Origin of the sequence: Haladaptatus sp. DJG-WS-42, assembly GCF_037198285.1 — an archaeon.
In the GTDB taxonomy this organism is placed as follows: domain Archaea; phylum Halobacteriota; class Halobacteria; order Halobacteriales; family Halococcaceae; genus QDMS2.
In genome coordinates this window covers 53,934-76,752 of the sequence record NZ_CP147243.1, presented here as the reverse complement: position 1 = coordinate 76,752, position 22,819 = coordinate 53,934, and the positions used below count along the sequence as shown (strand labels likewise).

Sequence of the window (22,819 nt, the reverse complement as noted above, 5' to 3'; positions counted from 1 at the left end):
TTCCACTGTGTACTACCAGTATGGCCAATCGAGATGGTGTCCGATTGCCTGGGGTTCCCGACGAGGACGGCCCCGCGCGCATCATCTTGCACGTCGATATGGACTGTTTTTACGCCGCCTGCGAGCGCTTGCGAGAGCCTGAACTGGTCGGCAAGCCCGTCATCGTCGGCATGGGCTACGAACCCGGCGAGACGATTGGCGCGGTGGCGACGGCGAGCTACGAAGCACGCGCGTTCGGAATCGAAAGTGCCCAAGCCATCTCAAAGGCGCTCGACACCCTCCCGCGCATCGAAGACGTTGACGACGGCGAGGCTGGTGGGTACTATCGGTCTGTGGACCTCGACTTTTACAAGTCGGTGAGCGCAGCGGTCAAAGCCATTCTGCGCGACTGCGCGGACACGCTCAGAGAAGTGAGCATCGACGAAGCCTATCTCGACGTGACCGACCGCACCGCATGGGATAAAACCCCGGATGGAAGCAGAACGCTCGCCGAAGGCTACGCCCGTTACATCAAACAGCGCATCGAACGCGAGGTGGGCGTGACCGCGAGCATCGGCGTCGCGCCAAACATGAGCGCAGCCAAGGTCGCAAGCGACTTCGACAAGCCGGACGGCTTGACCGTCGTTGAGCCGGGAACCGTCCGCGACTTCTTCGCACCGCTCTCCATCGAAGCAGTCCACGGAATTGGCCCAGTCACGGCGCGCTCGCTACGTGACCTCGGCATCGAGACGGCGGGTGACCTCGCTGACGCAGACCGCGACCAACTCGTAGACCGGTTTGGGGAACGCGGCCGCGAACTCTACGAGCGAGCGAACGGGAGAGACACGCGCGTCGTCGAACCGGTTGGCAAGCCAAAGAGTTTCTCCAGAGAGTCTGCGTTTCCGCCGACGGCGGAACCGAGCGAGCACCAAGAGACGGTTTCTCGGCTCGCTGAAGCGGTCGCCGAGCGCGCAGACCGTGAAGGCGCGCTCTACCAAACGATTGGTATCAAGGTGGTGACGCCGCCGTTCGATGTACACACACGCGCGCGGTCGTTGCCCGGCCCCGTCCAAGACCCGGACCTCGTCGAGTCGGTGGCGCGCTCGTTGCTCACCGAATTCGAAGGCGAAACGGCGCGCAAACTCGGCGTTCGCGTCTCGAAGCTCTCGTTTGCGGACGAAGAACAGGCGAGTCTCGATAGTTGGAGTGGTGGTGACGAGGTTCCTGATGAGCCACGAGAAAAACCGACGCTCGACCACGAAGCAGCCCGACAGGGCCAACAGTCACTAACTGATTTCTAACTTACCACGGCGCGAACACCGGGTCGCCGAGCCGTCGTTCCTGTGAGATGCCGCCGATGTGCGCGATGTCTTCGTCGTCCAACTCCACAAACTGACTCTCCCAATTCGACAGAATGTGGTCACGGCTCGTTGCCTTCGGGATGGGGACGACGTTTTTCTCGAGAAGCCACGCGAGCGTGACCTGTTCGGGCGTCGTCTCGTGTTTTTCTGCCACGTCGCATACTTCCCGTACCTCGCCAACCTCGCCGCGCATGAGCGGCGAGTAGGCGACGAGCGTGATGTCGTGGCGGTCGCAGTAAGCCCGCAACTCCTCCTGTTGGAGCAGCGGGTGCATCTCGACTTGATTTGCTTTGATGGGGGCGTCACAGCACTCTTGGGCCTCTCTGAGTAGCTCCGGGGTGAAGTTGCTCACGCCAATGTGGTCGATGAGGCCGTCGCGTTTGAGGTCGGTGAACGCCGCAAGCGTCTCCGCTGGGTCGTAGCTTTCGGCTGGCCAGTGGACGTACAGCATGTCGAGTGAGTCGACGCCCAGCTGGTCAAGGCTCTCGCGTGCCGTCTGAACCACGTCGTCGTAGGCGAGGTCATCGAACCACAGTTTCGACGCGAGGAAGACCGATTCCCGTGAAACTGGAGACGTGCTGATACCTTCGCCAACGGCCGCCTCGTTCTCGTAGTACTGGGCGGTGTCGATGTGGCGAAAGCCCACGTCGAGTGCGTTGCGGACGCTCGCCACACACGCACCGAAGTCGGTGTTTTGCCACGTTCCGAGTCCGAGTGCGGGGATACCATTTACGGGCGGGTGGTTCACAGCATCATCCATGCACCCACAGACCTATCCGAACAAAATAATGTTTGTGGAGCTGAGAGGGGTGTTTTATCTGAACGCGCACGAACTCTCGGCATGAACAAACTCGCGGGCGCAGGTGAGGGTTGCTGGGAACTCGCACCGCACGCCTACATCATCGTCTACGAGTCACCGGCAGGCGACGAACTCCTTACCATCTACGACTGCGGTGCGGCCCAAAAACCGCCGTCAGCCCAGCTCATTGGCCACCTCGTGCGCGTGGACGCAGATTGTGACATCAGCCAGACCCAAACGGGCTATATCGTCAGAATGTTCGAGTCTACAACCCTCGAGGACCAAGGTGACAGCCACTTCGTCATCCGCGCCTGATTTTTCAGAAACCGACAGCCAACAGTATATAGGGCAGGCCTGCGACCAGTGTGATACGCGCACATGGCAGATGTAGAAACTATCACAGTCGCGGACGTGAGCGACGGCCCAGGAGGCGAGGGCACTGTCGGGGAGAAAGTCTCCCTGCCCGTCGTCGAGGTGCTCACCGGTCGTGGCTTCATCACGGGTAAATCGGGGTCGGGGAAATCGAACACGGCGAGCGTCGTCGCAGAGAAACTCCTCTCGAACAACTTCCCCATCCTCATCGTTGACACCGACGGCGAGTACTACGGGCTCAAGGAGAAATTTGAATTGCTCCACGTCGGCGCAGACGAGGAGTGTGACATCATGGTCGGCCCGGAGCACGCAGAGAAAATCGCGTCGCTCGCCCTCGAAGGCAACGTTCCCATCATTCTTGACGTGTCTGGCTATCTCGATGAGAGCGAAGCCAAAGACCTCCTCACTGCGGTCACGAAGCAACTGTTCGCAAAAGAGAAGAAGCTGAAAAAGCCCTTCTTGATGCTCGTAGAGGAGGTCCACGAGTACCTCCCCGAAGGCCCGGGCTTAGACGAGTGTGGCCGCATGCTCATCAAAATCGGGAAACGCGGGCGGAAACACGGACTCGGCATCACCGGTATCAGCCAACGTCCGGCCGACGTGAAAAAGGACTTTATCACCCAGTGTGACTGGCTCGTCTGGCACCGCCTGACGTGGGGCAACGACACCAAAGTCGTCAAACGCGTCATCGGCACCGAGTACGCAAACGCCATCGAGAACATGGGTGACGGCGAGGCGTTCTTGATGACCGATTGGGCAGAGAGCATTCGTCGCGTCCAGTTCAGGCGCAAGACGACGTTCGACGCGGGTGCGACCCCCGGCTTAGACGACTTCGAGCGCCCCGACCTCAAATCGGTGAGCGACTCGCTCGTCTCCGAGTTGAAGACGATTACCGACAAGCGCGCCCAGCACGAGGACGAGGTCGAACGGCTCAAAGCCCAACTCGAAAAGAAAGAACAGCATATCTCGCAACTCGAAGCCGAACTCGCGGACGCCCGCGACATGAGCCGGATGGCAGACCAGTTCGCCCAAGCGATGCTCGACACTACCCAGCCCTCGCGGATGCGCGATGCAGAACAATCGGGGCTCGATAATTACGAGCACGACGCGCCGGAACCCGACCCTGAGCCGGAACCGGAACCGGAAACACCGAGTCCTGAACCTGATTTTGACGAACTCCAGATTGGCGGGAATCGCCCGCTCGTCAAACAGCTCTGTCGCTCGATAGCCGAACTCGACACCATCGAACGCGGAATGCTCGCCTACTACAGCGAGCATGGCCCGGCTGAGCCCATGGACGCCTACGTCGCCACGGGCGGAGAGGCAGACCGGACGATTGCGTACAATTGCAACGCTACGCTCAAGGACGTTGGTGTGGTCACCCACCTTGGACGTGGCCACTACGACTACAGCGTCCCGCAGTTCATCGAAGCCGCCCACGACGGCCGACTCAGCGACGCAGAGTTCGAAGAAATTATCGACGTAATCGAAGCACAGTTCTTGCCCGACCTCCAGCGCGCTTAGAGCCCGGAGACGAGGTCTTCGAGTGCGGCACGCGGGTCGTCTGCTTTTGCCACGCCACTTGCGAGGAGGACGCCCTCTGCGCCGAGGTCGCGCGAGGAAATTACGTCTTCGCCGGTCGAGATGCCAGCACCACAGAGGACGGACACCGACTCGTCAACTGCGTTCGCCGCGTCCACTGCACCGGTTACGATGCCGGGGTCGGCTTTGCTCACGGGCGTGCCCGTGCCGATGAGTTCCGGCGGTTCGACGGCCACCGCGTCGGGACCGAGGGCGGCGGCGGCACCGACCTGTGCGGGGTTGTTCGCACAGACAATCGTCTCTAATCCGGCGCGCTCTGCCGCGCGGACGCTTGCGTCGATGTCTGCGAGTTTGAGGCGCTTTTCTGAGTGGTTGATGAGCGTCCCTTCTGCGCCGGCGTCTACGACGGCTTCAGCGAGCGTGCTGCCGGTGTTGCTGCCGTATTCGACGGGGCTCACGTGCTGTGCCCATGTCTCGACGCCGGTCGCTGCGACCGCAGAAAGGTGTGCGGCCTGCGGCGCGACGGCGATACGGGCGTCTGTGTCTGTAGCAACGGCTGCTGCGGCCTCTGCGACGGCGACCGGGTCACAGGGGTAGGCTTTCAGGTTTACGAGAACGAACATACCGGGAGGCGATTCCCCGGCGACAAATAGATTGCGAGACGCAGTAGTTGCGTTACTTGTCCTTGCGCTTTACGACGTCACCGAGCGTCGTGGTCGTGGAGGCGCTTCCCTCCCACTCTGAATCCGTGTCAGCGCTCTCAGAGAGGCTGATGTTGAGCGCGCGTTCGAGTTTCTTCTGGACGGAATCGTTTGGCAGGATGTCGCCGCGTTCGAGTTTGCGGATGAGACTCGCCTTCTCGTTGAGACTCTTTGCGAGTTCTTCCTGACTCAATCCCTTGTCCTCGCGCGCCTCGCGGATGCGGTTGTCGTAGTCGGTTGCGACCTCGTCCATATCGTCGAACATGTCCCGGCGACGGCGTGTCGAGCCGCTACTCGATGAACTCGACGTGCTGCCACTCGTCGACGACTTGCCAGACGAACTGCTGGTCGAGTACTTGGTGGACGAACTGGAAGAAGATTTCTGCGTCCGAACCTCCGTCCCGAACTGCGAACAGCTGTCGCAAAGCTGGAGTTCAGCTCCCTCGACCTTAACGGTCGTAAGCGAACCAGACTCGTCTCCGCACATCTCACATTGAGCCATAGCCCCACTTAGCAAGGGGCGTGTATAAATGGCACGCCGGATGGCCGCCTGCAGGCGGTTTACGTGAGCGCCCGCATCGAGTAGTAAAAGCGTTGGAGCGCCGTCACGTGGCCGATAATCGCGAAGAACACGAGGAGCGCGACGACGAGTGACACGCCGCCAACTTGCTGGATGAACGCCGCGACGACGGTCGTGAGGCCGATGAGCGCAAGCCGGTCTGCTCGCCCGACGAGGCCACCGTAGACGCGGTCTAAGCCAACCGCCTGTGCTTGCGTCCCGAGATACGAGGTCATGAGCACGCCCGTGATGGCGGCGAAGCCAATCGCGTACTCGCCAACGCCAGCCATGAGGCCCGCAATCACGACGATGTCGGCGTAACGGTCGAGGACGTGGTCGAGCAAATCTCCGGAGCGCGAGGCAACGTTCAATTCGCGGGCGAGTGCGCCGTCTACGAGGTCGAGCCAGCCGTTCAGGAAGACAAGCACCGCGCCGACGAGGTAGTAGCTGGGTGTCTGTCCGGCGAGATAATAGACGCCACCGGCGGCGACCGCGAGGACGAACGCCACGACGCTCACGCTGTCAGGGGTGAGATTGAGTCGGGCGGCGACGGTGACGAAGGGGGCGAGCAGTCGGTCTGCGACGGGTCTGAATTTGTCGAGCATTATAGATAGTCGATGAAGGAAACCTCGCCCGCAGACGGTGCGCGGTCACCGGCGATGACGGCTTCTACGTCCGCGGCAACCGCCTCGGGCGTTCGGTCGGTCGTGTCGATTTCGTAGACGGATTCGAGCCCGTGTTCGTTGACGGCTTCTGAGAGAATCACGTCGAGCGCTTCACTCTCTGCGTTTTCGCGTGCTTTCTGCGCGGCTTCGCCACGGTCGAGCAGCCGCTGTTCGAGCTGTTCTGGGTGACAGCGAAGCACGATTGCTTTGTCCGCCGTCAGGTGGTGGGCGAGGTGCGAATCCACGAGCACGTTGTCGCGGTCTGCGAGCCACTCGCGGACGGCGTCGAGGTCGGCAACGAGGCTATCGCGTTCCTCGTCAATTTCGCTATAGAGGCCCTCCTCGTCTCGAATCACGTCGTTCAGGTGAACCACATCGAGGTCGGTGTCGATGAGGGTTGTGGCCGTTGTCTTGCCCGTCCCGGGCGTGCCCGTGACGACGACTCTCATGCGGTGAGCACCTCGTTCAACACGGCCACGGCGCGCTTCGTGGTCTCCTTGGTTCCGCAGGTGATTCGAATACATTCGGGCAGCCCAAAGCTCGAACAGTCGCGGACGATGATGCCCTCGTGCTGGGCGGCCTGCGTAACCGCAGAGCCGTCGCCGACGTCCGCGAGGACGAAGTTTCCGGCGCTATTCCACGTCTTCGCGTCGAGATTGTTGGCGATGTACTCGCGTGCCCACGCGGCGGTTTCGACGGATTTCTCGACGTGTTCGTCGTCAGAGAGCGCGGCGAGTCCGGCCCGGCAGGCGAGTTCGCTCGCGGCAAAGGGCGTGTTCACCCGGGCGTAGGCGTCGGCCCAGTCGTCGGGGACGACAGCGTAGCCAAGCCGAAGTCCTGCAATACCGTAGGCCTTCGAGAACGTCCGGAGAACGGCGATGTCGTCGCGGTCGGAGAGGAGCGAGATGGCGCTGTCCATTTCCGCGAACTCGCCGTAGGCCTCGTCAACGACGACGAGCGTTTCCTCTGCGGTTTCGTCTGCCACCGTCACGACTTCATCGAGTGCCATGACAGAGCCAGTTGGGTTGTGTGGGCTCGTGAGGAAGATGATGCGCTCGCCGTCGTAGTGGTCGAGCACTGTGGCTGCAGTCTGGGCGAAGTCATCGCGTTTCTTGAGGGGGTACTCGTTCACCTCGCCGTGGTGGTATCGCGCGCTCATCGCGTAGTAGGCGAAGCCGGGTTTCGTGACGAGTACTTCGTCTCCGGGTTCGAGCATCGCCCGACAGAGGTAGTCAAGTGCGCCGTCGCCGCCGTTTGCGAGCCAGATCTGTGCGCCAGTGACGTCCCACTTCTCTGCGAGGGCGTCGGTCAGGTCTGCGGCCGACGTTTTCGGATAGGTGTGGATGGTCGGCGCGGCGGCTTCGACGGCGGCCGCGGCCTTCGGACTCGGTCCGTGTGGGTTCTCGTTAGAAGAGAGTTTTACTAGATTCGCTGGGTCGATGCCCAACTCGCGTGCGACCTCCTCGATGCCACGCCCCGCGCGGTAGGCGGTGTGCGAGGAGAGGTCCCGTGGTTGCATACCTGTCTGCTATCGGCGTGCGCCCTTAAACGCACCCACCTCGGGCAAGTGGTGTGACGATTTAATCCCCTCATTCCGTTTTCTGGTAAAATGCGCTTTCAAAGGGATGTTTATTGATAACAATATACATTTCTTGCGTTCTTGTCACCGGGGAATCCCAAAAATGAGAGATTTTCAAACCTCACGACGAACGTTGTTAAAGCGCGGCGCACTCATCGCGGGTGCGGCGGCAGTTGGCATACCGGGAACAGTTTCTGCGGCCGGTTGTGGAAAAGTTGTCTGTGCGCGATCGCCGGGATACTGGAAGAACCACCCCGAGGCGTGGCCAGTTGAGACCGTCAAAGTTGGCGGCCTCGAAAAGGACAAAGAATACTGGATTGAGTATCTCCTGAAACAACCCGTTCAAGGCGATAAAAACCGCATCCTCGCAAAGGCGCTACTCGCGGCGAAGCTCAACCAGTACGCCGGGGCAGAAGACTCGTGTATCCGGTATCGCGGCACCGCAGACAAATGTATCGGCGGCGGCCGCTGCTACTTCGGCGTGACCGGCGTGGCAGACAAGTGGCTCATCACCTCTGGGTTCCCAGCGTTCGCAAACGGCTACGAGCCACAGACCACGTGGAAGCTCGAGGTTATGCTCAACAACGAGTGCACTGGCGAACGTGACAAGGTTAAGGTGAACGGGGAATGTCTCTACGAAATCCTCGACGCGTACAACAACGGCATGCTCTGCGCCTGCAAGGCCGACTGAGTTCCCATTTCTTTTCTGCACACGAGGTTCACGACAGGCTAACCACTGGTTCACGAGTGACACGTCTCTCGGCTCACGATTCGCTCCAGTTGCTAAGCTGAACGTTCACACTGAAATGGTCCCCATACTGATTGGTAGTTCAACCAAAACTGAGGTAACAGACATGTAACAAAGTCAATTGGTAGAGAATTTCAATTCAGGTGAAAACTCATGACTGACATACGTACTTCACGACGGACGCTCCTCAAACGCGGTGCGCTCATCGCAGGAGCGGCGTCGCTTGCCATTCCGGGCAAAGCCGCAGCACGAGGTGACAGAGACCGACGGAAAGTCTGTGCACGGTCACCTGGGTATTGGAAGAACCATCCCGAAGCGTGGCCGGTTGACGTGCTGCAAATCGCCAACAAGCGCGCCCGCAAAGAGTTCTGGATTGAGTACCTCCTGAAACAGCCCGTTCGAGGTGACAAAAACCGTATTCTCGCAAAAGCGCTCGTCGCGGCGAAGCTCAACCAGTACGCCGGGGCAGAAGACTCGTGTATCCGGTATCGCGGCACCGCAGACAAGTGTATCGGCGGCGGCCGCTGCTACTACGGTGTGCCGGGCGTGGCAGTTCGGTGGCTCTACGCCGCTGGCTTCGCTGAGTTCGGGACGCCGAAGTACACACCCATGAGAACGTGGGATGCAAAGATAATGCTCCCAAACAGGTGCACCGGTGAGTGGGACAAACTCGAAGCAAACGGCGAATGTCTCTACAAGGTCTTAGACGCCTACAACAACGGCAAGATGTGTGCGTGCGGCGAAGACGATTGGGACGACCGAGACGACAAGGACTGGGACGACCGCGACTAGTCACGGTCGCCTCGTCTTCCCCTTACGCTTGTTTTAACGATTCATCGACGAAGTCGGCAGCACGGAGTGCCAACGCCGCAATCGTGAGCGTCGGGTTCATCGCCCCTGACGTGACAAACACGCTGCTCGACGCAATCGTAAGATTCGCCACGTCGTGACATCGCAAGCGCGCATCGACGACGCTCGTCTCCGGGTCCGTTCCCATTCGCGTCGTGCCCATGTGGTGGTACGTCGGCCCGGTGTTCTCTGGCCCGATTTTCCACCTGATGTCTACGCCGAGTTCGTCCAAGACGGCTTGTTGAATCTCATTCGCACGGGCAATGGTCCGTTTCTCCTGCTCGCCAATCCGCCAATGAACATCAGGGACGGGGTTTCCGTGGTCGTCAGTCTCGGAGGGGTCGAGGCCGATGTAATTCTCCTTTCGGGGTTCTTGGCCGACGAGTGCGCCCATCGCGAGATTGTGACCGTAGGAGGCTTTGAGGGTTTCGAGCAAGTCGTCGCCATACTCGGCTGAGTCCATTGCAATTTCGACCGGCGATGGCCCAGCGTAGTTCAAAAATTCGAGTTTGATAGGGCCGATTCCGGGCTCGTCGTTGTCGTAGAACTGGTGACTTTCGGTCGTCATGAATCCCACGTGGTTCTGTCGGGTTTCACGGCCGGAGAGTACGCCGCCCATCCCCGCAAACAGGTGTTCCATGAAATAGCGCCCGACTGCGCCGCTCGAATTCGCGAGGCCGTCCGGATGTTCGTCTGATGCAGACAGTAAGAGCAGTCGTGGGATTTCGACACCACCGGCGGCAAGGATGAACTGGCGGGCTTCCTGTCTGTACGTCCGCCCGTCTTTCGCGTAGATGGCGGCTTCGACTCGCTCGCCAGCTGCAGTGGTTTCGAGGCGTTGAACGGGGGCTTCGGTCACGACGCGAACGCCCTTCGCTTCTGCTTTCTCGATGGTTGTGTCGGCAGAGTACTTCGCGCCTGACGGGCAGACGGGATTGCACGTCCCGTAGCCAACGCACTGAGAACGGCCGTCGTACGCCACTGAGTTGCGGGCGTTCCCTACCGAGTGAGTCGTGATTTCGAGCGCTTCGCACGCTTCTGCGAAAATCGAGTCCGAGTGCGAGGGGGCGAAGGCGGGCATCGGATACGGTTCATCTCGCGGCGGAGAGAACGGATTATCCACTGCCCCGGCGACGCCGAGTTCTTGCTCTGCATTCGCGTAGTACGAGCGTAAATCGTCGTAGTCGATTGGCCACTCGCCGCCCGCTGGCCCGGTCGCGGCGAAGTCAGATTCGTGCAACCGCATCACCATCCCCTGCCAGTGAAGCGTACTTCCGCCCACGCCCTTTACACGAGCGTGGTTGAGCGGGTAAAAGTTCTCACCGGAAGACGTGTAGGCATCTCGTTTTCCGCCCATGTCCCACACCGAAAGACCGCTGTCACCCGGTCGAATCGACCGTTCCATCCGTTCGAGCCTGTCCGTTGGGTCGAAGCGCGGTCCGGCTTCGAGTACCACCACGTCGTGGCCCGCCGCCGCGAGCGTATCTGCGAGCAGGGCTCCCGCAGGGCCAGCACCGATGATGCAAACGTCAGTGCGGGGGATTCCGGTGTGGGTCATGGTTGCTTTGTGTAGGTTAACCCACCGGGGTGTCCCTGTGGGTTCTCGATGCCGACGAGACGGCCGCCAGTTGGCGACGAGTAGAGGGCATACTGAAGGTCGTTCCAGATGTAGTATCGAAGTCGCCGCGCCGTCGTTTCGCCTGGGTCTGCACTCGGGTCGGCTTCGGGAATCCCCATCTCGACAAGGAGTTGCGTTCGGAGTTCGACCGACAACTCTGCGAACGGTGCGTCGTACCAGTCCTGTGCCGTCTCGTTCAGCTCGACCACCGCACGCCCGAGTTGGCTTCTGTACGCCGGTCGTCCATCTATCTTCCTCGTCAAATACGTCTCGACAAATGCATGAATCCCGGTCACTTCCGTGGGGTAGAGTACGTCTGCAGCAGCGCCCATGGTTTCGACAATTTGTCTACGTGACACGTCCGCTCCGTCGTCGCCACTTGCGAGGAACGCCGACCCGCCACCGGCGACGATTCCAACGCTCGCAAGCGCACTAAGTGCGTCTCGACGCGTCAACTCCATCTTGGCGCAGAATTAGGCCACCCTAAATTTATGCGTTGTCATCCGCACCCCATGTGGTCACACTGCCGAGCGGCGAGCAACTCGCCTATCGTGAACGCATGGGTGAGACAGACCCAGTGTTGTTCATCCATTCGAACTGTTCGTCGTCGATTCACTGGGAACTCGTCTTTGACGCGATCGACCCCCGCTATCACCTCCTCGCCGTGGACTTGAGAGGGTGTGGCGACTCATCGTATGCAGAACCGGTCGATTTCTTCGCAGATTTCGCTGGCGATATTGCAGCATTTCTCGACGCGATAAACGTTGGCCTCATCCACGTCGTCGGGTGGTCGAGCGGCGCGGCTATCGGGTTACAATTGGAACTCGAAGCGCCAGAACGCGTTGCCACTGAACTCGAAGCATTTTTCGAAAAGATCGAAGCGGTCAGCGACGCGCGGGCTTAGGGAATCCGAACGGCGTGTTCGAGTACGCCAACGCCTTCGACTTCGACTTCGACCACGTCGCCGTCTTCGAGCGGCGAGACGCCCGCTGGCGTCCCCGTCGAGATGATGTCGCCTTCTTCGAGCGTTAGATAGGACGTAATCTCCTCGATGAGTTCTGGAATCGAGAAGATGAACTCAGCGCGCGAGGACTCTTGGCGCAGTTCACCGTTAACCCAGAGTTTGACCGAAGCATCGTCCGGGACTTCGTCGGGCGTTGCCACGACCGGGCCGACTGGCGCGGCGTTGTCGAACGCCTTGCCGCGAATCCAATTCTGTTCTTTGCGCTGGTCGTCGCGGTTCGAGAGATCGTCTACGCACGTAAAGCCCGCCACGTAGTCCATCGCGTCCTCGGCATCGACGTTTTTCGCTTGCGAGCCGATGACAACGCCGAGTTCCGCTTCGTGGTCGATGCGCTCTTTACCCGACGGAAGCGTCACCTCGTCGCCGTGGCCAGCGAGTGTGTTCGGCGGTTTGAGGAACAGAAGTGGGCGGTCTGGAATCTCTGAGTTCTGTTCTGCGGCGTGGTCTGCGTAGTTGAGTCCGACACAGACGATTTTCGACGGTTCACACGGGGGAAGGACGTCCACCTCGTCTGGGTCGTAGGTTTCGCCCGCGAAAACAATGCCTTCGTCGGTCCACTCACCAGTTCGTACCGACCCTGCCGGGTCGCGGAATCGAACGTGTCGCATACGTCCGGTCGTGTCTGTGGCTGGTTAAGCGTTTGTGCTGTGGCAAACCCTCACAGTGGGTCGATTCCCAGGGGTTGAGACTCAGCTTTGGTTTATATACTGGTTGTTTGCGTAGCATTACTTGTAAGGTGATAAAAATGGCAACTACTCGACCAACCCTCGAAGGAGCAAACACGTTCGAAAGCCACCTCGGTGGCATTACGGTTCGCGGTGAAGCACACAGCCTGAGCGCGTGGTTCGTCCTCGCACTCCGACTCATGATGGGGGTTGCGTTCTTGAACGCAGGCCTCGAAAAGGTGCTCGAAGCTGGCTGGGGCGCACAGGGCTACCTGCTGAACGTCGCGGCGACCAACGGCAACCCACTGCAAGGGATGTTCCTCTGGATGGGACAGACCGCATGGTTCGCTGACTTCCTCGCAATCGCCGTCCCGTGGGGTGAACTCCTCATCGGTCTTGGACTCATCGTCGGCGCACTGACCCGCCTCGCGGCGTTCTTCGGCGCGTTCATGATGCTCATGTTCTACTTCGGTAACTGGAGCATCGAACACGGCGTCATCAACGGCGACTTCGCGTACATGCTCGTCTTCCTCGCCGTGGCCGCCTTCGGTGCAGGCCGCATCCTCGGCCTCGACACCTACTTAGAACGCATCGAGGTCCGTGGCGAACCGCTCATCGAGCGCTACCCACGCCTCCAGTACATCTTCGGCTGAATCACGCCTTTTTCTACGGTATTTACTCGACGTAGAGTGCGTACACTAACACAGCGAAGCCAACGGCCGTCAGCCCACTTTCGATGACGGCGACGAGACTCGCATCGACACCCATTATCTGGTCTGCGATACCAGCGAGCAACGATCCTGTTGTAACGATACCGAACCCAATAGTAAGTGCTCTCAGTGCGGGGGCATTCGTCCGACGGTAGGCTTTGTACGCAAAGTAGGTGATGAGCCCACCAAGGACGAGTGTGATTGTTTTGAGTGCAACGACGACGGTGATCAGTTCGGTCATGTTTCTTTCCTCAGTTCGTTCCAAAGCGACGCCAGCCGGTCTTCTGGGGCGTCTGGTGGGCGCGTGATGGCGACTGTCAACTCGCGGTTCGCATCGAGACTGAACGTTACGTCCTCGAAGGCAAGCCGGTAGCGCGTCGTGTGATGGCCGTCGGTTCGAACCTCAATAAACGATTCTACCAGCGACGCCGCTTCAAGCTGATTGATTTTCCGATACGCAGTCGACCGCGGAACGTCTGCCGTTTCTGCGAGTTCCTGTACCGTTTTCGTGGACGTGAGTTCTTTGAGCAACGACTGACAGACAGAGTCGTCTAACGTATCGAGAACTATCTGCACGTCTGGAGCGGTCTGCTTCCAGCCGTCTCGCACCATTCAGTCTGGAACATGTCTCCCGCATGTTAAAACTGCATCGTCGCGGCAGAACGCTTAGGTCACGCCCTAGAGAACATTTAACTCTGCGAAACCGACCGGTTGCGGGGCTGTGTCTGCTCTGGTGTGCAGTCACACTCACCGCGGTGGTTCCGGGCGTTGTGGCCGCCGCGACGACGGAAGCAACCCACGTCGCTACTGACGAGCCCTTTAGTGGCTTCACCCTCGGTGCAGCGCTCGCCGCCGGATACTATCTGCGCTATTTCCGGTGAGTCGTGCACTCTCCTCAGTCGTTAAGTGGCTCTGCTCACAACTCACATGTGGCATGAAACTTACTTGGTACGGACACTCGACGTGGCAGGTGGACGTAGGCGACACGAGCCTCCTTATCGACCCGTTTTTCGACAACCCAAAGACGGAGAAATCGCCCGAAGCCGTTCCGTCTCCGGACTATCTGTTGCTCACACACGGGCACGCAGACCACATCGCAGACGCTGGTGCCTTTACTGACGCAACCGTCGTCGCCACGCCCGAACTCGCCGCCTACATCACAGACGAGTTCGGCCACGAGGACACGATTGGCATGAACATCGGCGGCACCGTCGAGTGCGGTGACGCCTTCGTCACGATGCACCGCGCAGACCACACCAACGGCCTCATGTCCGAGTACGCAGACTCGGGCGGAATGCCCGGCGGGTTCATCATCAGTGACACGTTGCCAACGCAGGTCGCAGACGAAGACAGCTACACGTTCTATCACGCAGGCGACACCGGCCTCATGACCGAGATGCGCGACGTTATCGGCCCGTATCTCGAACCCGACGCCGTGGCGCTTCCGATTGGCGACCACTTTACGATGGGCCCGTGGCAGGCGGCCATCGCCGCAGACTGGCTCGACGCTGACTACGCCTTCCCGATGCACTACGACACGTTCCCCCCAATCGAACAGGACCCGAAAGACTTCAAGAAAGAAGTGACGGCGACCGGAAGTGGCACGGAGGTTGTCGTCCTCGACGGCGACGAAACGTTCGACCTCGCAGCCCAGTAACCCACCACACCTTTTTGTGGCCTGTTCACACGCCACAGTTATTTTGTCGTCTCACCATTGTACCTGACGTACCATGCCAGTACGTTCATCTGAGGCTGTGTGGGAGGGAACGCTCCGTGAAGGATCAGGAACCGTCAAAACCGGCAGTGGCGTCATCGAAGCGCCCTATACGTTTATGTCGCGTTTTGAAGATGGGAGTGAGTCGAACCCAGAAGAGATGCTCGGGTCAGCCCACGCCGCCTGTCTTGCGATGCAAGTCGCTGCGGACCTCCAGCGTGCGGGCTACGACCCGGAGAAAGTGAGTGCGACAGCGAACGTCCATTTAGAGAAAGTGGATGGCGCCCAGTCAATTACGAAAATCGTCGTTGACCTCGAAGGCTCTGCTCCCGACGTTGACGAAGCCGAGTTCCTCGAAATTGCGACCGGGGCAAAAGAAAACTGCATCATCTCGCGGGCGCTCGGTGCCATCGACATTGAGATGAACGCCGCGCTCGTCTGAGCGGGGAAACCCTGATACGTTCGCTTATTTTAGGAGTGTGTATGTCAGAGCGCCCTTGGACTGACCGCATCGTCGGCGCACGCATGACGGTCGATAACCTGTTCACAGACCGCATCGCAGAATCGCAACTCACCCGACAGGAGTGGGGGCTCATTATGATGGCCGTCGAGTTGGAAATAGAGCATCCAGCCGACCCAGAGCAAGCGAAACTCGTCGCAAACACCGAGAAACTGCCAGACATCGTGCCTGAACTCGACAACATCCGCCAGCAAATGCAAGGCGGGATGGGCGGCCCGCCGCAGAAAAAGCAGTCCGGCGGGATGATGAAGTCGGTGAAAAACGCGCTCGGACTCGGCAGTAACGAGCCGGAAGTCGACGAAGCAGAAATCCGTGCCGCAGAACGCCTCGCAAACGAGTACGCAGAAACCCTCCAGCGTCACTTAGAAGAGAATGGGCGCTGGGACGAAATTCGCCGCGTGGCCGCAGAGCAGGCTTAGAGTTCTTCGCCGCTGTAGTGGAGCGTCAGCTCTTCTGCTTGGTAAATGTTGATGAGTTCGGTGATGATCTCGTCGTAGGATTCGTCTTCCTGACGAAGCCCATCTAAGCGTTCGAGCGTCTTCTCGTCTAAATGCACGCGGGGCATAGCAACAAATAGCACGCCCCAGAAGATAAAATCAGGGGGCGTTACAGGCGTTCTATGATTGCCGCCGTCACGTCTTCCGTGCTCGCGTCGCCGCCTAAGTCCGGCGTGTGCGGGCCGGATTCGAGCACTGATTCAACAGCACTGCGAACCCGTCCCGCTTCTTCGCCGTAGTCGAGGTGGTCGAGCAACATCGCCCCCGAGAGAATCGTCGCCGCCGGGTTGGCGATGCCCTGGCCGGCGATGTCCGGGGCGCTCCCGTGAACCGGTTCGAACAATGCGTTTTCGTGGCCGACGTTGGCGCTTGGCAGGAGGCCAAGGCCGCCAACGAGTCCGGCAGACAAGTCAGAGAGCATGTCGCCCGCGAGATTCGGGCAGATGACAACGCCGTACTCCTCCGGCCGGAGGATGAGGTGCATTGCGAGCGCGTCCATGAGCGCCGTGTCGTAGTCTACATCGCGCTCATCGCCGACTTGTTTCGCCGTCTCCAAGAACAGCCCGTCCGTCTTGCGCATCACGTTTGCCTTGTGTGCGATGGTGACGGTGTCGTAGCCGTTCTGTTCTGCGTAGTCGAAGCCGAACTCCGCGATGTTCCGGGAGGCTTCTTCGGTGATGACGCGCGTAAGCGTCGTCACACCGGGGGCAATCTCCGATTCGATGCCCTTGTAGACGCCTTCGGTGTTCTCGCGGATGAACACGAGGTCGGTGTCCGGTTTGAGCGCTTCGACGCCGGGATACGCCGTTGCCGGGCGCACGTTTGCAAAGGATTCGACCTGCGCACGAAGCGGGAGAATCACGTCCGCCGCGGTCTCGCCTGCCGCGCCGAACAGCGTGGCGTCGGAGGCGGCGACGAGGTCGCTCGTCGCTTGCGGTAGTGCCTCGCCAGTTTCTGCTTTCACTGCGTCGCCAGCGTCGCCGGAGACGAACTCGAAACCAAGGTCGAGGGCGTCGAGGACGTCCACGGCGGCGGGCGTCACTTCCTGCCCGATTCCGTCGCCCGGAATCACCGCGATTTGTTCAGTCATCGCTCTCCATGTACGGCAGGGCGTTTGCAGTCTCTGCGACGGCAGTTGCATTGGATTTGAGCAACGCCGTAGTGTCCCATTCGCCTTCGACGAGCGCCCGTCGCTGGGCGTCGTCTACAGTGACGGAGACGGTTTCTCCGCCGTAGGTCACGGTCTCTGCGGCCACGTCAACGTCGAGTTCTTCGTCCGGGTTCGCTTCGACCCAGTCTTGAATCTCGGTAACCGCTTCGTGGTCTGCGGTGAGCGTCGGGATGCCGAGCGCGAGACAGTTGCCCGCGAAAATTTCGGCAAAGGATTCGCCGACAATGGCATCGATTCCCCAGCGCATGAGCGCCTGTGGGGCGTGTTCGCGCGAGGACCCACAGCCGAAATTGCTGTTGACCACGAGAATCGACGCACCTTGATACTGGTCTTCGTTGAACGGGTGGTCTTTCTGGTTATCGTTTTCGTCAAACCGCTTGTCGAAGAACGCGAACTCACCGAGTCCTTCGAAGGTGACGACCTTCATGAACCGCGCTGGAATAATCTGGTCTGTGTCGATGTCGTTTCCGCGGACGGGGATGCCCGTCCCGGAGGCGTCGGTGACGCTTGGAACGTCGGTCATATCTGGGCCACCTCCTTCAGTTCGCGAACGTCAGTGACCTCGCCAGTCACCGCCGCTGCCACGACCATCTCGGGGCTCATCAGGACGGTGCGCCCGTCTTTGCTCCCCTGTCGGCCGATGAAGTTCCGGTTCGACGAGGACGCAGAGGCTTCGTCGCCCTCTAACTGGTCGTCGTTCATGCCAAGGCACATCGAACAACCCGCACCGCGCCATTCGAAGCCTGCCTCGGTGAAGATTGTATCGAGACCTTCTGCCTCGGCCGCGGCTTTCACGCGCTGACTGCCGGGGACGACGATTGCGCGAACGTCCTCGTGAACCTGCCGTCCTTTGGCGATTGCCGCCCCTGCACGGAGGTCTGGCAGTCGGGCGTTGGTACAACTGCCGAGGAAGGCCACGTCGATTTTGTAGCCTTCCATCGTCTCGCCGGGGTCGACGCGCATGTGCGCCTGCGACATGCGTGCGGTGTCCTGCTTGTCTGCAGCCAGCTCTTCGGGGGCGGGCACCGGCTGTTTGATGCCGACACCCTGCCCGGGCGTGGTTCCCCACGTCACGGTTGGCTCGATTTCGGAGCCGTCGATGGTCACCACGTCGTCGTACTCGGCGTCGTCGTCGGAGCGAATCGACTCCCAGTACTCCTTCAGATGCTCGAACTTCTCGGGGTCGTCCGCGAAGGCGTCCGTCTCGCGCAGGTACTCGTAGGTGGTCTCGTCCGGGTTCACGTAGCCCGCACGCGCACCGCCCTCGATGGACATGTTGCAGACGCTCATCCGGCCTTCCATGTCGAGGCTCTCGATGGCCTCGCCCGCGTACTCGTAGACGTAGCCGACGCCGCCGTCGGTGCCGAGTTTGCTGATGATGGTCAAGATGACGTCTTTTGCCGTGACGCTGTCACCGAGTTCGCCAGTGACCTCGATTTTCCGCACCTTCTTTTTCTCCATCGCCACGGTCTGGGTGGCGAGCACGTCGCGGATTTGCGACGTGCCAATCCCGAACGCGAGCGCACCGAATGCGCCGTGGGTCGAGGTGTGGCTGTCGCCACACACGATGGTCATGCCGGGTTGGGTGATACCCTGTTCTGGTCCGATGACGTGGACAATGCCTTGATTCCCGGAGTCCGGGTCTGCGAACTGGATGCCCGCGTCGCGGACGTTCTGTTCGAGTTCGCTCATCATCTCCTCTGCAGCGTCGTCGGCGTAGGGCCGCGACTGGTCTGCCGTCGGGACGATGTGGTCAACCGTCGCGTAGGTGCGTTCCGGGTAGGCGACTTCGAGGTCGCGCTCGCGGAGCATCCCAAACGCCTGTGGACTCGTCACCTCGTGGATGAGGTGCAGTCCGATGAACAACTGGTCTTGCCCGTTCGGGAGCGTCGTGACTTTATGCCGGTCCCACACCTTGTCGTACAGCGTTCCCTTACTCATCGTCTTCTACGTCAGGGCCTCGCTCGAAGACGGGGTTTGCACCCTCGCCGTTCGGCGGCTCATGATCTACGTCTTCCATCGTCTCTGCCTCGCCTTCTCGCTCTGGGTCGTGGCCACCGTCGGTGATGACGACGCCTCGTTTGTACACCACACTGTCGCCAAAGGCCTCCCCCGTGTAGGGGTTCGTGTGACTCACATCTTTCATCGTGCCCTTTTCAGGCATCGGTTTTCACCCGTTTCTTCTCGCTTGTGTCCTCTTGCTCAGCTTCACTCCACGCGAACAGGTCGCGCAGACGCGCGCCGACGTGTTCGATTTCGTGGTTCTTCTCTGCGTCACGCAGCTGGTTGTAGCTCGGGCGACCCGCCTGATTCTCGACGATCCACTCGCGGGCGAACGTGCCATCCTGGACGCGCTCTAACACGTCTTCCATGCGCTCGCGGGCGTGTTCATCTACGATTTCGTCACCGCGGGTGAGTCCGCCGAACTCCGCGGTGTCGGAAACCGAATCCCACATGCCGCCGAGGCCGTCTTCGTACATCAGGTCGACGATGAGTTTGAGTTCGTTCAAACACTCGAAGTACGCCATCTCCGGGCTGTAGCCCGCGTCAACCAGCGTCTCGTACGCCTGTTTGACGAGGCTCGTCACGCCGCCACAGAGGACGGCCTGTTCGCCGAACAGGTCGGTTTCGGTTTCTTCGCGGAAGGTGGTCTCGATGACCCCGGCGCGCGTACAGCCGATTGCCTTCGCGTAGGCGAGTGCCTCCTGTTTTGCCTCGCCCGTGCTGTCCTGGTGGACGGCGACGAGCCCCGGCGTTCCCTGTCCGGCCTCGTAGTTGCGGCGGACGAGGTGGCCCGGACTCTTCGGGGCGACGAGCGTCACGTCGATGCCTTCGCTTGGCTCGATCTGACTGTAGTGGATGTTGAATCCGTGGGCGAACTGGAGCGTGTTACCGGGTTCGAGTTCGTCTTTGATTTGCTCGTAGACGGCTGGCTGGACGGTGTCCGGAACAAGCACGGAGACGATGTCTGCCTCTTTTGCGGCCTGTACGGGGTTGCGCACTCGCAGTCCGTCTGCCTCTGCAGCCTGTCGGGACGCGGAATCCTCGCGGAGGCCAACGACCACGTCAACCCCGCTGTCTGCGAGGTTCTGTGCGTGGGCGTGGCCCTGACTCCCGTAGCCGAGGACGGCTACCGTCTTGTTTGCGAGCTGTGCGTCGTCTGCGTCATCGTCGTAATATACGGTCGTGGTAAATTCGTCTTCGTCTGTCATTGGTGTGTATTGGAACTGTCTTGCGTTTCTGAAGCGGTACTCTCTGCAGATGCGGCAGGCGATTCGCCCGGCGTCGTCGGCGTGTCGCCGCGCGCGAGGGCGGTCTGACCCGTCCGGGCGATTTCGATGATACCGAACTGACGGAACGCATCGACGGCGTCGTCGATTTTCCGCTGGTCACCCGTAATCTGCACCGTGATGGTGCGCGGCCCGGCGTCGAGCGTCTGACCCTCGTACATCTGCGTGATGGCGTGAACTTTGTCCGGCTCGTGGCCCTGCACCTTGAGCAAGACCAGTTCTGCGCGGACGGCGTCCGAACTGAGTTCGCCAACGGCGATAGAGGGTTTCAGCTTTGCCAACTGCTTCTTGATTTGGTCGATACCCGCGTCGGTTTCTTCGACCACCAGCGTGATGCGTGCGTGACCGTCAACCGTCGTCGGTCCGACGGTCAAACTCTCGATGTTGAACTGGCGGCGGCTGAACAGCCCGGAAACGAGCGAGAGCACACCGGGTTCGTGTTTGACGAGCGCGGAAACGGTGGCTCGTCGAGACTCCTGTTCTGCTTCCTGAACCGGGTCGATGCGTTTCCCCTGTGCGTTACGCCGTCCCTCCGGATGAGGGCGTTCTTCTGGTCGGGGGCCTTGCAGTCCTTGCGTCATAGTTGGTCCTCCGAGAGGGCGAACAGCCCGTTTGCTGCGCCGCTTGCAACCATCGGGTAGACGTTCGCGCCGGGGTCGATGTGGAAGTCGATGACCGACGGGCCGTCGTAGGCCAGCGCGGCCTCAATGGTGTCTGCAACTTCGTCGTACTCATCGACGCGGAACCCTTTCGCGCCGAACGCTTCTGCGAGCTTGTCGAACTCGGGACACCAGCCGTACTCAGACGCCGAGTGGCGGCCTTCGAAGAAGGCGTCTTGCCACTGGCGAACCATGCCGATGTACTTGTTGTTGAGCACGGCGACGGTGATGTCCATGTTATCACGGACGGCCACCGACAGCTCTTGGAGGGTCATCAGGAACGACCCGTCTCCCTCGAAGCTGATGATGGTTTGGTCGTCGCGGGCGGCCAGTCGCGCGCCGATGGCGGCGGGCAGGCCGTAGCCCATCGTGCCAAGTCCGTGCGAAGACACCCACGTCCGTGGCTCTTTGAACGTCCAGTACTGGACAGCCCACATCTGGTGTTGGCCAACGCCCGTGGTGACGATGGTGTCATCGTCGGTCACGGCGTCGAACGCCTCGACGACGAACTGCGGTTTGAGCGGCTCGTCTTCGGGCGTCTGGTAATCCATCGGATACTCGTCTTTCCACGTCTGGCACCGTTCGCGCCACTCGTCTGCGTCCGGCTCGTGTGCCATCGCGTCGTACAGGCGCGTGAGCGCCGTTCCGGCGTCGCCGATGACTGGATAGTCTGCGAAGATGTTCTTCGAAACTTCCGCAGGGTCAATGTCGATATGGATGATTTCGGCTTCCGGCGCAAACGTGTCGATGCCGCCGGTCAGTCGGTCGTCAAAGCGCGTGCCGACGGCCAACATCACGTCACAGTGGGTGATGGCCATGTTGGCGTAGCCCGTCCCGTGCATGCCAGCCATCTCCATCGAGAGTGGGTGGTCTTCGGGGAACGCGCCAACGGCAGGCATCGTCGTGACGACGGGGATTTCGTGTTCGATTGCGAACTCGCGCAGTTGCTCCGTCGCGTTTGCCTTGATGACGCCGCCCCCGGCGAGGATGACGGGCTTTTTCGCGCCCGCGAGCGCGGTTGCGGCCGCAGACACTTCCTCTGGGTCAGGGTCTGTCCGCGGGTTGTAGGTCGATGGCGTGCGACCCGGCCCCGGCTCTCGGTCGGTCGGCGCGTTCGTGATGTCCTTTGGCAGGTCAACGAGCGTTGGCCCTTGTCGGCCACTCGCGGCCATGGCGAACGCTTCGCCGACCATGTCACCAACGGTGTCGGTGTCTGAAGCGAAGTAGTTCGCCTTGGTGATTGGCGCGGTGACGCCCGTGGTGTCGGTCTCTTGGAACGCATCAGAGCCGACCATGCCCGACGGAACCTGTCCCGTCAGCGCGATCATTGGATCTGAGTCCATGTTCGCGTCTGCGATACCGGTCACGAGATTCGTCGCGCCCGGTCCGGACGTGGCGAGACACACACCGGGCGTGCCTGACACGATGCCGTATGCGTCTGCGGCGTGGGATGCAGACTGCTCGTGGGCCATCGTGACGTGCGTCATCTCCGAATCGTAGAGCGCGTCGTAGACGGGCATGATGGCGCCGCCTTGGACGCCGAACAGGTGTTTGACGCCCGCGTTTTCGAGCGCCCGGACAACGGACTGTGCGCCGTTGGTCACGGGGCGGCGTGTGGGTTTCTCGTCGGTCGATTCCTCGGTCGAATCTGGATAGGTGGAGGTTGCCCGTTCGCTCATGTTCGGGCCTCCGTTGGTGTGGGTCGGGTGGTCATCGGTTTGGTCGTGGTCGCAGGGTGTCGTATCGCAAGTGCCGTGGCTTTGTGGTCAGTGCAAAAATCGGTGGAAATGGGGGTAG

General features: G+C 60.5%; 30 protein-coding genes. 11 read left to right on the top strand and 19 right to left on the bottom strand.

Translation table 11 applies throughout. The annotated features are described in order from the left end of the window. Positions 1 to 20: 20 nt before the first annotated feature. Positions 21 to 1,280 carry a DNA polymerase IV gene (dinB, locus tag V5N47_RS00410; protein ID WP_338728783.1) on the top strand — a complete coding sequence of 420 codons (1,260 nt, stop codon included), beginning with the start codon at positions 21 to 23 and terminating at the stop codon, positions 1,278 to 1,280. Position 1,281: 1 nt separating this feature from the next. Here dinB and V5N47_RS00405 read toward each other — a convergent pair whose 3' ends face one another. Then, on the bottom strand, positions 1,282 to 2,100 hold the full coding sequence (locus tag V5N47_RS00405; protein ID WP_338728781.1) for an aldo/keto reductase: 819 nt from the start codon (positions 2,098 to 2,100) through the stop codon (positions 1,282 to 1,284). 81 nt (positions 2,101 to 2,181) lie between these two features. Between V5N47_RS00405 and V5N47_RS00400 the strand changes: the two genes are divergently transcribed. Further along, positions 2,182 to 2,454 (top strand): hypothetical protein, encoded by a 273-nt coding sequence (locus V5N47_RS00400; protein WP_338728779.1) that lies wholly within the window; start codon positions 2,182 to 2,184, stop codon positions 2,452 to 2,454. Positions 2,455 to 2,517: 63 nt separating this feature from the next. Then, positions 2,518 to 4,035 (top strand): DUF87 domain-containing protein, encoded by a 1,518-nt coding sequence (locus V5N47_RS00395; protein WP_338728778.1) that lies wholly within the window; start codon positions 2,518 to 2,520, stop codon positions 4,033 to 4,035. Here the strand turns inward: V5N47_RS00395 and tpiA are convergent. The 5 genes from tpiA to hisC are packed head-to-tail and all read right to left on the bottom strand — an operon-like array spanning position 4,032 to position 7,497. Then, a complete protein-coding gene (gene tpiA / locus V5N47_RS00390; RefSeq protein ID WP_338728777.1) occupies positions 4,032 to 4,676 on the bottom strand; it encodes a triose-phosphate isomerase in 645 nt (214 codons plus the stop codon). The genes V5N47_RS00395 and tpiA overlap by 4 nt on opposite strands. 52 nt (positions 4,677 to 4,728) lie before the next feature. Further along, positions 4,729 to 5,256, bottom strand: coding sequence for a multiprotein bridging factor aMBF1 (locus V5N47_RS00385; protein WP_338728776.1), 528 nt, complete (start codon positions 5,254 to 5,256; stop codon positions 4,729 to 4,731). Between the two features lie 59 nt (positions 5,257 to 5,315). Next, complete coding sequence (locus V5N47_RS00380) at positions 5,316 to 5,921, bottom strand: CDP-alcohol phosphatidyltransferase family protein (RefSeq protein ID WP_338730313.1); 606 nt, start codon at positions 5,919 to 5,921, stop codon at positions 5,316 to 5,318. Next, positions 5,918 to 6,427, bottom strand: a complete 510-nt coding sequence (locus tag V5N47_RS00375; RefSeq protein WP_338728774.1) for an adenylate kinase family protein — start codon at positions 6,425 to 6,427, stop codon at positions 5,918 to 5,920. The genes V5N47_RS00380 and V5N47_RS00375 overlap by 4 nt, the downstream gene beginning before the upstream one ends. Then, positions 6,424 to 7,497, bottom strand: coding sequence for a histidinol-phosphate transaminase (hisC, locus tag V5N47_RS00370; RefSeq protein ID WP_338728772.1), 1,074 nt, complete (start codon positions 7,495 to 7,497; stop codon positions 6,424 to 6,426). The genes V5N47_RS00375 and hisC overlap by 4 nt, the downstream gene beginning before the upstream one ends. Before the next feature lie 163 nt (positions 7,498 to 7,660). On the opposite strand from hisC, the gene V5N47_RS00365 reads away from it, so the two are divergent. Together V5N47_RS00365 and V5N47_RS00360 are read left to right on the top strand one after the other, a co-directional pair. Beyond that, positions 7,661 to 8,248 carry a hypothetical protein gene (locus tag V5N47_RS00365; protein ID WP_338728771.1) on the top strand — a complete coding sequence of 196 codons (588 nt, stop codon included), beginning with the start codon at positions 7,661 to 7,663 and terminating at the stop codon, positions 8,246 to 8,248. Positions 8,249 to 8,458: 210 nt separating this feature from the next. Continuing rightward, positions 8,459 to 9,097, top strand: a complete 639-nt coding sequence (locus tag V5N47_RS00360) for a hypothetical protein (protein WP_338728770.1) — start codon at positions 8,459 to 8,461, stop codon at positions 9,095 to 9,097. 22 nt (positions 9,098 to 9,119) lie between these two features. On the opposite strand, the gene V5N47_RS00355 is transcribed toward V5N47_RS00360, so the two are convergent. Together V5N47_RS00355 and V5N47_RS00350 are read right to left on the bottom strand one after the other, a co-directional pair. Continuing rightward, positions 9,120 to 10,712 carry a GMC family oxidoreductase gene (locus V5N47_RS00355; protein WP_338728768.1) on the bottom strand — a complete coding sequence of 531 codons (1,593 nt, stop codon included), beginning with the start codon at positions 10,710 to 10,712 and terminating at the stop codon, positions 9,120 to 9,122. Next, positions 10,709 to 11,233: a gluconate 2-dehydrogenase subunit 3 family protein gene (locus tag V5N47_RS00350; RefSeq protein ID WP_338728766.1), complete on the bottom strand. Its 525-nt coding sequence runs from the start codon at positions 11,231 to 11,233 to the stop codon at positions 10,709 to 10,711. The genes V5N47_RS00355 and V5N47_RS00350 overlap by 4 nt, the downstream gene beginning before the upstream one ends. 53 nt (positions 11,234 to 11,286) lie before the next feature. Here V5N47_RS00350 and V5N47_RS00345 point away from each other — a divergent pair, with 53 nt between their 5' ends. Further along, the gene (locus tag V5N47_RS00345; RefSeq protein ID WP_338728765.1) at positions 11,287 to 11,676 is read left to right on the top strand and encodes an alpha/beta hydrolase; all 390 of its coding nucleotides are present in this window, start codon (positions 11,287 to 11,289) and stop codon (positions 11,674 to 11,676) included. Here V5N47_RS00345 and V5N47_RS00340 read toward each other — a convergent pair. Further along, positions 11,673 to 12,404 (bottom strand): fumarylacetoacetate hydrolase family protein, encoded by a 732-nt coding sequence (locus V5N47_RS00340; protein ID WP_338728764.1) that lies wholly within the window; start codon positions 12,402 to 12,404, stop codon positions 11,673 to 11,675. The genes V5N47_RS00345 and V5N47_RS00340 overlap by 4 nt on opposite strands. Positions 12,405 to 12,541: 137 nt before the next feature. On the opposite strand from V5N47_RS00340, the gene V5N47_RS00335 reads away from it, so the two are divergent. Beyond that, positions 12,542 to 13,114: a DoxX family protein gene (locus V5N47_RS00335; RefSeq protein WP_338728763.1), complete on the top strand. Its 573-nt coding sequence runs from the start codon at positions 12,542 to 12,544 to the stop codon at positions 13,112 to 13,114. A 22-nt stretch (positions 13,115 to 13,136) separates the two neighbouring features. On the opposite strand, the gene V5N47_RS00330 is transcribed toward V5N47_RS00335, so the two are convergent. Both V5N47_RS00330 and V5N47_RS00325 read right to left on the bottom strand, forming a co-directional pair. After that, positions 13,137 to 13,412 (bottom strand): hypothetical protein, encoded by a 276-nt coding sequence (locus tag V5N47_RS00330; protein ID WP_338728762.1) that lies wholly within the window; start codon positions 13,410 to 13,412, stop codon positions 13,137 to 13,139. Continuing rightward, complete coding sequence (locus V5N47_RS00325) at positions 13,409 to 13,783, bottom strand: helix-turn-helix domain-containing protein (RefSeq protein ID WP_338728761.1); 375 nt, start codon at positions 13,781 to 13,783, stop codon at positions 13,409 to 13,411. Before V5N47_RS00325 ends, V5N47_RS00330 begins: the two co-directional genes overlap by 4 nt. A 143-nt stretch (positions 13,784 to 13,926) precedes the next feature. Between V5N47_RS00325 and V5N47_RS00320 the strand changes: the two genes are divergently transcribed. From V5N47_RS00320 to V5N47_RS00305, 4 genes are all read left to right on the top strand, one after another. After that, positions 13,927 to 14,052, top strand: a complete 126-nt coding sequence (locus V5N47_RS00320) for a hypothetical protein (protein ID WP_338728759.1) — start codon at positions 13,927 to 13,929, stop codon at positions 14,050 to 14,052. 53 nt (positions 14,053 to 14,105) lie between these two features. Continuing rightward, entirely contained in the window at positions 14,106 to 14,828 is a 723-nt protein-coding gene (locus V5N47_RS00315) for a metal-dependent hydrolase (RefSeq protein WP_338728757.1), read from the top strand. Positions 14,829 to 14,901: 73 nt separating this feature from the next. Next, a complete protein-coding gene (locus V5N47_RS00310) occupies positions 14,902 to 15,327 on the top strand; it encodes an OsmC family peroxiredoxin (RefSeq protein ID WP_338728755.1) in 426 nt (141 codons plus the stop codon). 41 nt (positions 15,328 to 15,368) lie between these two features. Beyond that, positions 15,369 to 15,824 (top strand): DUF5799 family protein, encoded by a 456-nt coding sequence (locus V5N47_RS00305; RefSeq protein ID WP_338728754.1) that lies wholly within the window; start codon positions 15,369 to 15,371, stop codon positions 15,822 to 15,824. On the opposite strand, the gene V5N47_RS00300 is transcribed toward V5N47_RS00305, so the two are convergent. From V5N47_RS00300 to ilvB, 8 genes are read right to left on the bottom strand one after another with little or no spacing between them, the layout of a single operon-like run. Next, positions 15,821 to 15,970, bottom strand: coding sequence for a hypothetical protein (locus V5N47_RS00300; protein WP_332899078.1), 150 nt, complete (start codon positions 15,968 to 15,970; stop codon positions 15,821 to 15,823). The two genes, V5N47_RS00305 and V5N47_RS00300, sit on opposite strands and share 4 nt — an antisense overlap. A 41-nt stretch (positions 15,971 to 16,011) precedes the next feature. Next, positions 16,012 to 16,992 (bottom strand): isocitrate/isopropylmalate dehydrogenase family protein, encoded by a 981-nt coding sequence (locus tag V5N47_RS00295; protein ID WP_338728752.1) that lies wholly within the window; start codon positions 16,990 to 16,992, stop codon positions 16,012 to 16,014. Beyond that, positions 16,985 to 17,596, bottom strand: coding sequence for a 3-isopropylmalate dehydratase small subunit (gene leuD, locus V5N47_RS00290; RefSeq protein ID WP_338728750.1), 612 nt, complete (start codon positions 17,594 to 17,596; stop codon positions 16,985 to 16,987). The genes V5N47_RS00295 and leuD overlap by 8 nt, the downstream gene beginning before the upstream one ends. Further along, positions 17,593 to 19,014, bottom strand: coding sequence for a 3-isopropylmalate dehydratase large subunit (leuC, locus tag V5N47_RS00285; protein WP_338728749.1), 1,422 nt, complete (start codon positions 19,012 to 19,014; stop codon positions 17,593 to 17,595). The genes leuD and leuC overlap by 4 nt, the downstream gene beginning before the upstream one ends. Beyond that, positions 19,007 to 19,237 (bottom strand): hypothetical protein, encoded by a 231-nt coding sequence (locus tag V5N47_RS00280; RefSeq protein WP_338728747.1) that lies wholly within the window; start codon positions 19,235 to 19,237, stop codon positions 19,007 to 19,009. The genes leuC and V5N47_RS00280 overlap by 8 nt, the downstream gene beginning before the upstream one ends. After that, positions 19,230 to 20,285 (bottom strand): ketol-acid reductoisomerase, encoded by a 1,056-nt coding sequence (gene ilvC, locus V5N47_RS00275; protein WP_338728745.1) that lies wholly within the window; start codon positions 20,283 to 20,285, stop codon positions 19,230 to 19,232. Before ilvC ends, V5N47_RS00280 begins: the two co-directional genes overlap by 8 nt. Beyond that, positions 20,282 to 20,944 (bottom strand): acetolactate synthase small subunit, encoded by a 663-nt coding sequence (gene ilvN / locus V5N47_RS00270; protein WP_338728744.1) that lies wholly within the window; start codon positions 20,942 to 20,944, stop codon positions 20,282 to 20,284. Before ilvN ends, ilvC begins: the two co-directional genes overlap by 4 nt. Then, positions 20,941 to 22,701 carry a biosynthetic-type acetolactate synthase large subunit gene (gene ilvB, locus V5N47_RS00265; RefSeq protein WP_338728743.1) on the bottom strand — a complete coding sequence of 587 codons (1,761 nt, stop codon included), beginning with the start codon at positions 22,699 to 22,701 and terminating at the stop codon, positions 20,941 to 20,943. The genes ilvN and ilvB overlap by 4 nt, the downstream gene beginning before the upstream one ends. Positions 22,702 to 22,819 lie beyond the last annotated feature (118 nt).

Excerpts from the sequence above, each read along its gene's own strand:
- ilvN (WP_338728744.1), bottom strand. The coding sequence starts at position 20,944 with ATGACGCAAGGACTGCAAGGCCCCCGACCAGAAGAACGCCCTCATCCG.
- V5N47_RS00280 (WP_338728747.1), bottom strand. The coding sequence starts at position 19,237 with ATGCCTGAAAAGGGCACGATGAAAGATGTGAGTCACACGAACCCCTAC.
- leuC (WP_338728749.1), bottom strand. The coding sequence starts at position 19,014 with ATGAGTAAGGGAACGCTGTACGACAAGGTGTGGGACCGGCATAAAGTC.
- ilvB (WP_338728743.1), bottom strand. The coding sequence starts at position 22,701 with ATGAGCGAACGGGCAACCTCCACCTATCCAGATTCGACCGAGGAATCG.
- V5N47_RS00325 (WP_338728761.1), bottom strand. The coding sequence starts at position 13,783 with ATGGTGCGAGACGGCTGGAAGCAGACCGCTCCAGACGTGCAGATAGTT.
- V5N47_RS00400 (WP_338728779.1), top strand. The coding sequence starts at position 2,182 with ATGAACAAACTCGCGGGCGCAGGTGAGGGTTGCTGGGAACTCGCACCG.
- V5N47_RS00330 (WP_338728762.1), bottom strand. The coding sequence starts at position 13,412 with ATGACCGAACTGATCACCGTCGTCGTTGCACTCAAAACAATCACACTC.
- V5N47_RS00365 (WP_338728771.1), top strand. The coding sequence starts at position 7,661 with ATGAGAGATTTTCAAACCTCACGACGAACGTTGTTAAAGCGCGGCGCA.
- V5N47_RS00360 (WP_338728770.1), top strand. The coding sequence starts at position 8,459 with ATGACTGACATACGTACTTCACGACGGACGCTCCTCAAACGCGGTGCG.
- ilvC (WP_338728745.1), bottom strand. The coding sequence starts at position 20,285 with ATGACAGACGAAGACGAATTTACCACGACCGTATATTACGACGATGAC.
- V5N47_RS00385 (WP_338728776.1), bottom strand. The coding sequence starts at position 5,256 with ATGGCTCAATGTGAGATGTGCGGAGACGAGTCTGGTTCGCTTACGACC.
- tpiA (WP_338728777.1), bottom strand. The coding sequence starts at position 4,676 with ATGTTCGTTCTCGTAAACCTGAAAGCCTACCCCTGTGACCCGGTCGCC.
- V5N47_RS00315 (WP_338728757.1), top strand. The coding sequence starts at position 14,106 with ATGAAACTTACTTGGTACGGACACTCGACGTGGCAGGTGGACGTAGGC.
- V5N47_RS00350 (WP_338728766.1), bottom strand. The coding sequence starts at position 11,233 with ATGGAGTTGACGCGTCGAGACGCACTTAGTGCGCTTGCGAGCGTTGGA.
- V5N47_RS00305 (WP_338728754.1), top strand. The coding sequence starts at position 15,369 with ATGTCAGAGCGCCCTTGGACTGACCGCATCGTCGGCGCACGCATGACG.
- V5N47_RS00405 (WP_338728781.1), bottom strand. The coding sequence starts at position 2,100 with ATGGATGATGCTGTGAACCACCCGCCCGTAAATGGTATCCCCGCACTC.
- V5N47_RS00295 (WP_338728752.1), bottom strand. The coding sequence starts at position 16,992 with ATGACTGAACAAATCGCGGTGATTCCGGGCGACGGAATCGGGCAGGAA.
- V5N47_RS00300 (WP_332899078.1), bottom strand. The coding sequence starts at position 15,970 with ATGCCCCGCGTGCATTTAGACGAGAAGACGCTCGAACGCTTAGATGGG.
- V5N47_RS00310 (WP_338728755.1), top strand. The coding sequence starts at position 14,902 with ATGCCAGTACGTTCATCTGAGGCTGTGTGGGAGGGAACGCTCCGTGAA.
- V5N47_RS00340 (WP_338728764.1), bottom strand. The coding sequence starts at position 12,404 with ATGCGACACGTTCGATTCCGCGACCCGGCAGGGTCGGTACGAACTGGT.
- V5N47_RS00395 (WP_338728778.1), top strand. The coding sequence starts at position 2,518 with ATGGCAGATGTAGAAACTATCACAGTCGCGGACGTGAGCGACGGCCCA.
- dinB (WP_338728783.1), top strand. The coding sequence starts at position 21 with ATGGCCAATCGAGATGGTGTCCGATTGCCTGGGGTTCCCGACGAGGAC.
- V5N47_RS00355 (WP_338728768.1), bottom strand. The coding sequence starts at position 10,712 with ATGACCCACACCGGAATCCCCCGCACTGACGTTTGCATCATCGGTGCT.
- leuD (WP_338728750.1), bottom strand. The coding sequence starts at position 17,596 with ATGACCGACGTTCCAAGCGTCACCGACGCCTCCGGGACGGGCATCCCC.
- hisC (WP_338728772.1), bottom strand. The coding sequence starts at position 7,497 with ATGCAACCACGGGACCTCTCCTCGCACACCGCCTACCGCGCGGGGCGT.
- V5N47_RS00375 (WP_338728774.1), bottom strand. The coding sequence starts at position 6,427 with ATGAGAGTCGTCGTCACGGGCACGCCCGGGACGGGCAAGACAACGGCC.
- V5N47_RS00335 (WP_338728763.1), top strand. The coding sequence starts at position 12,542 with ATGGCAACTACTCGACCAACCCTCGAAGGAGCAAACACGTTCGAAAGC.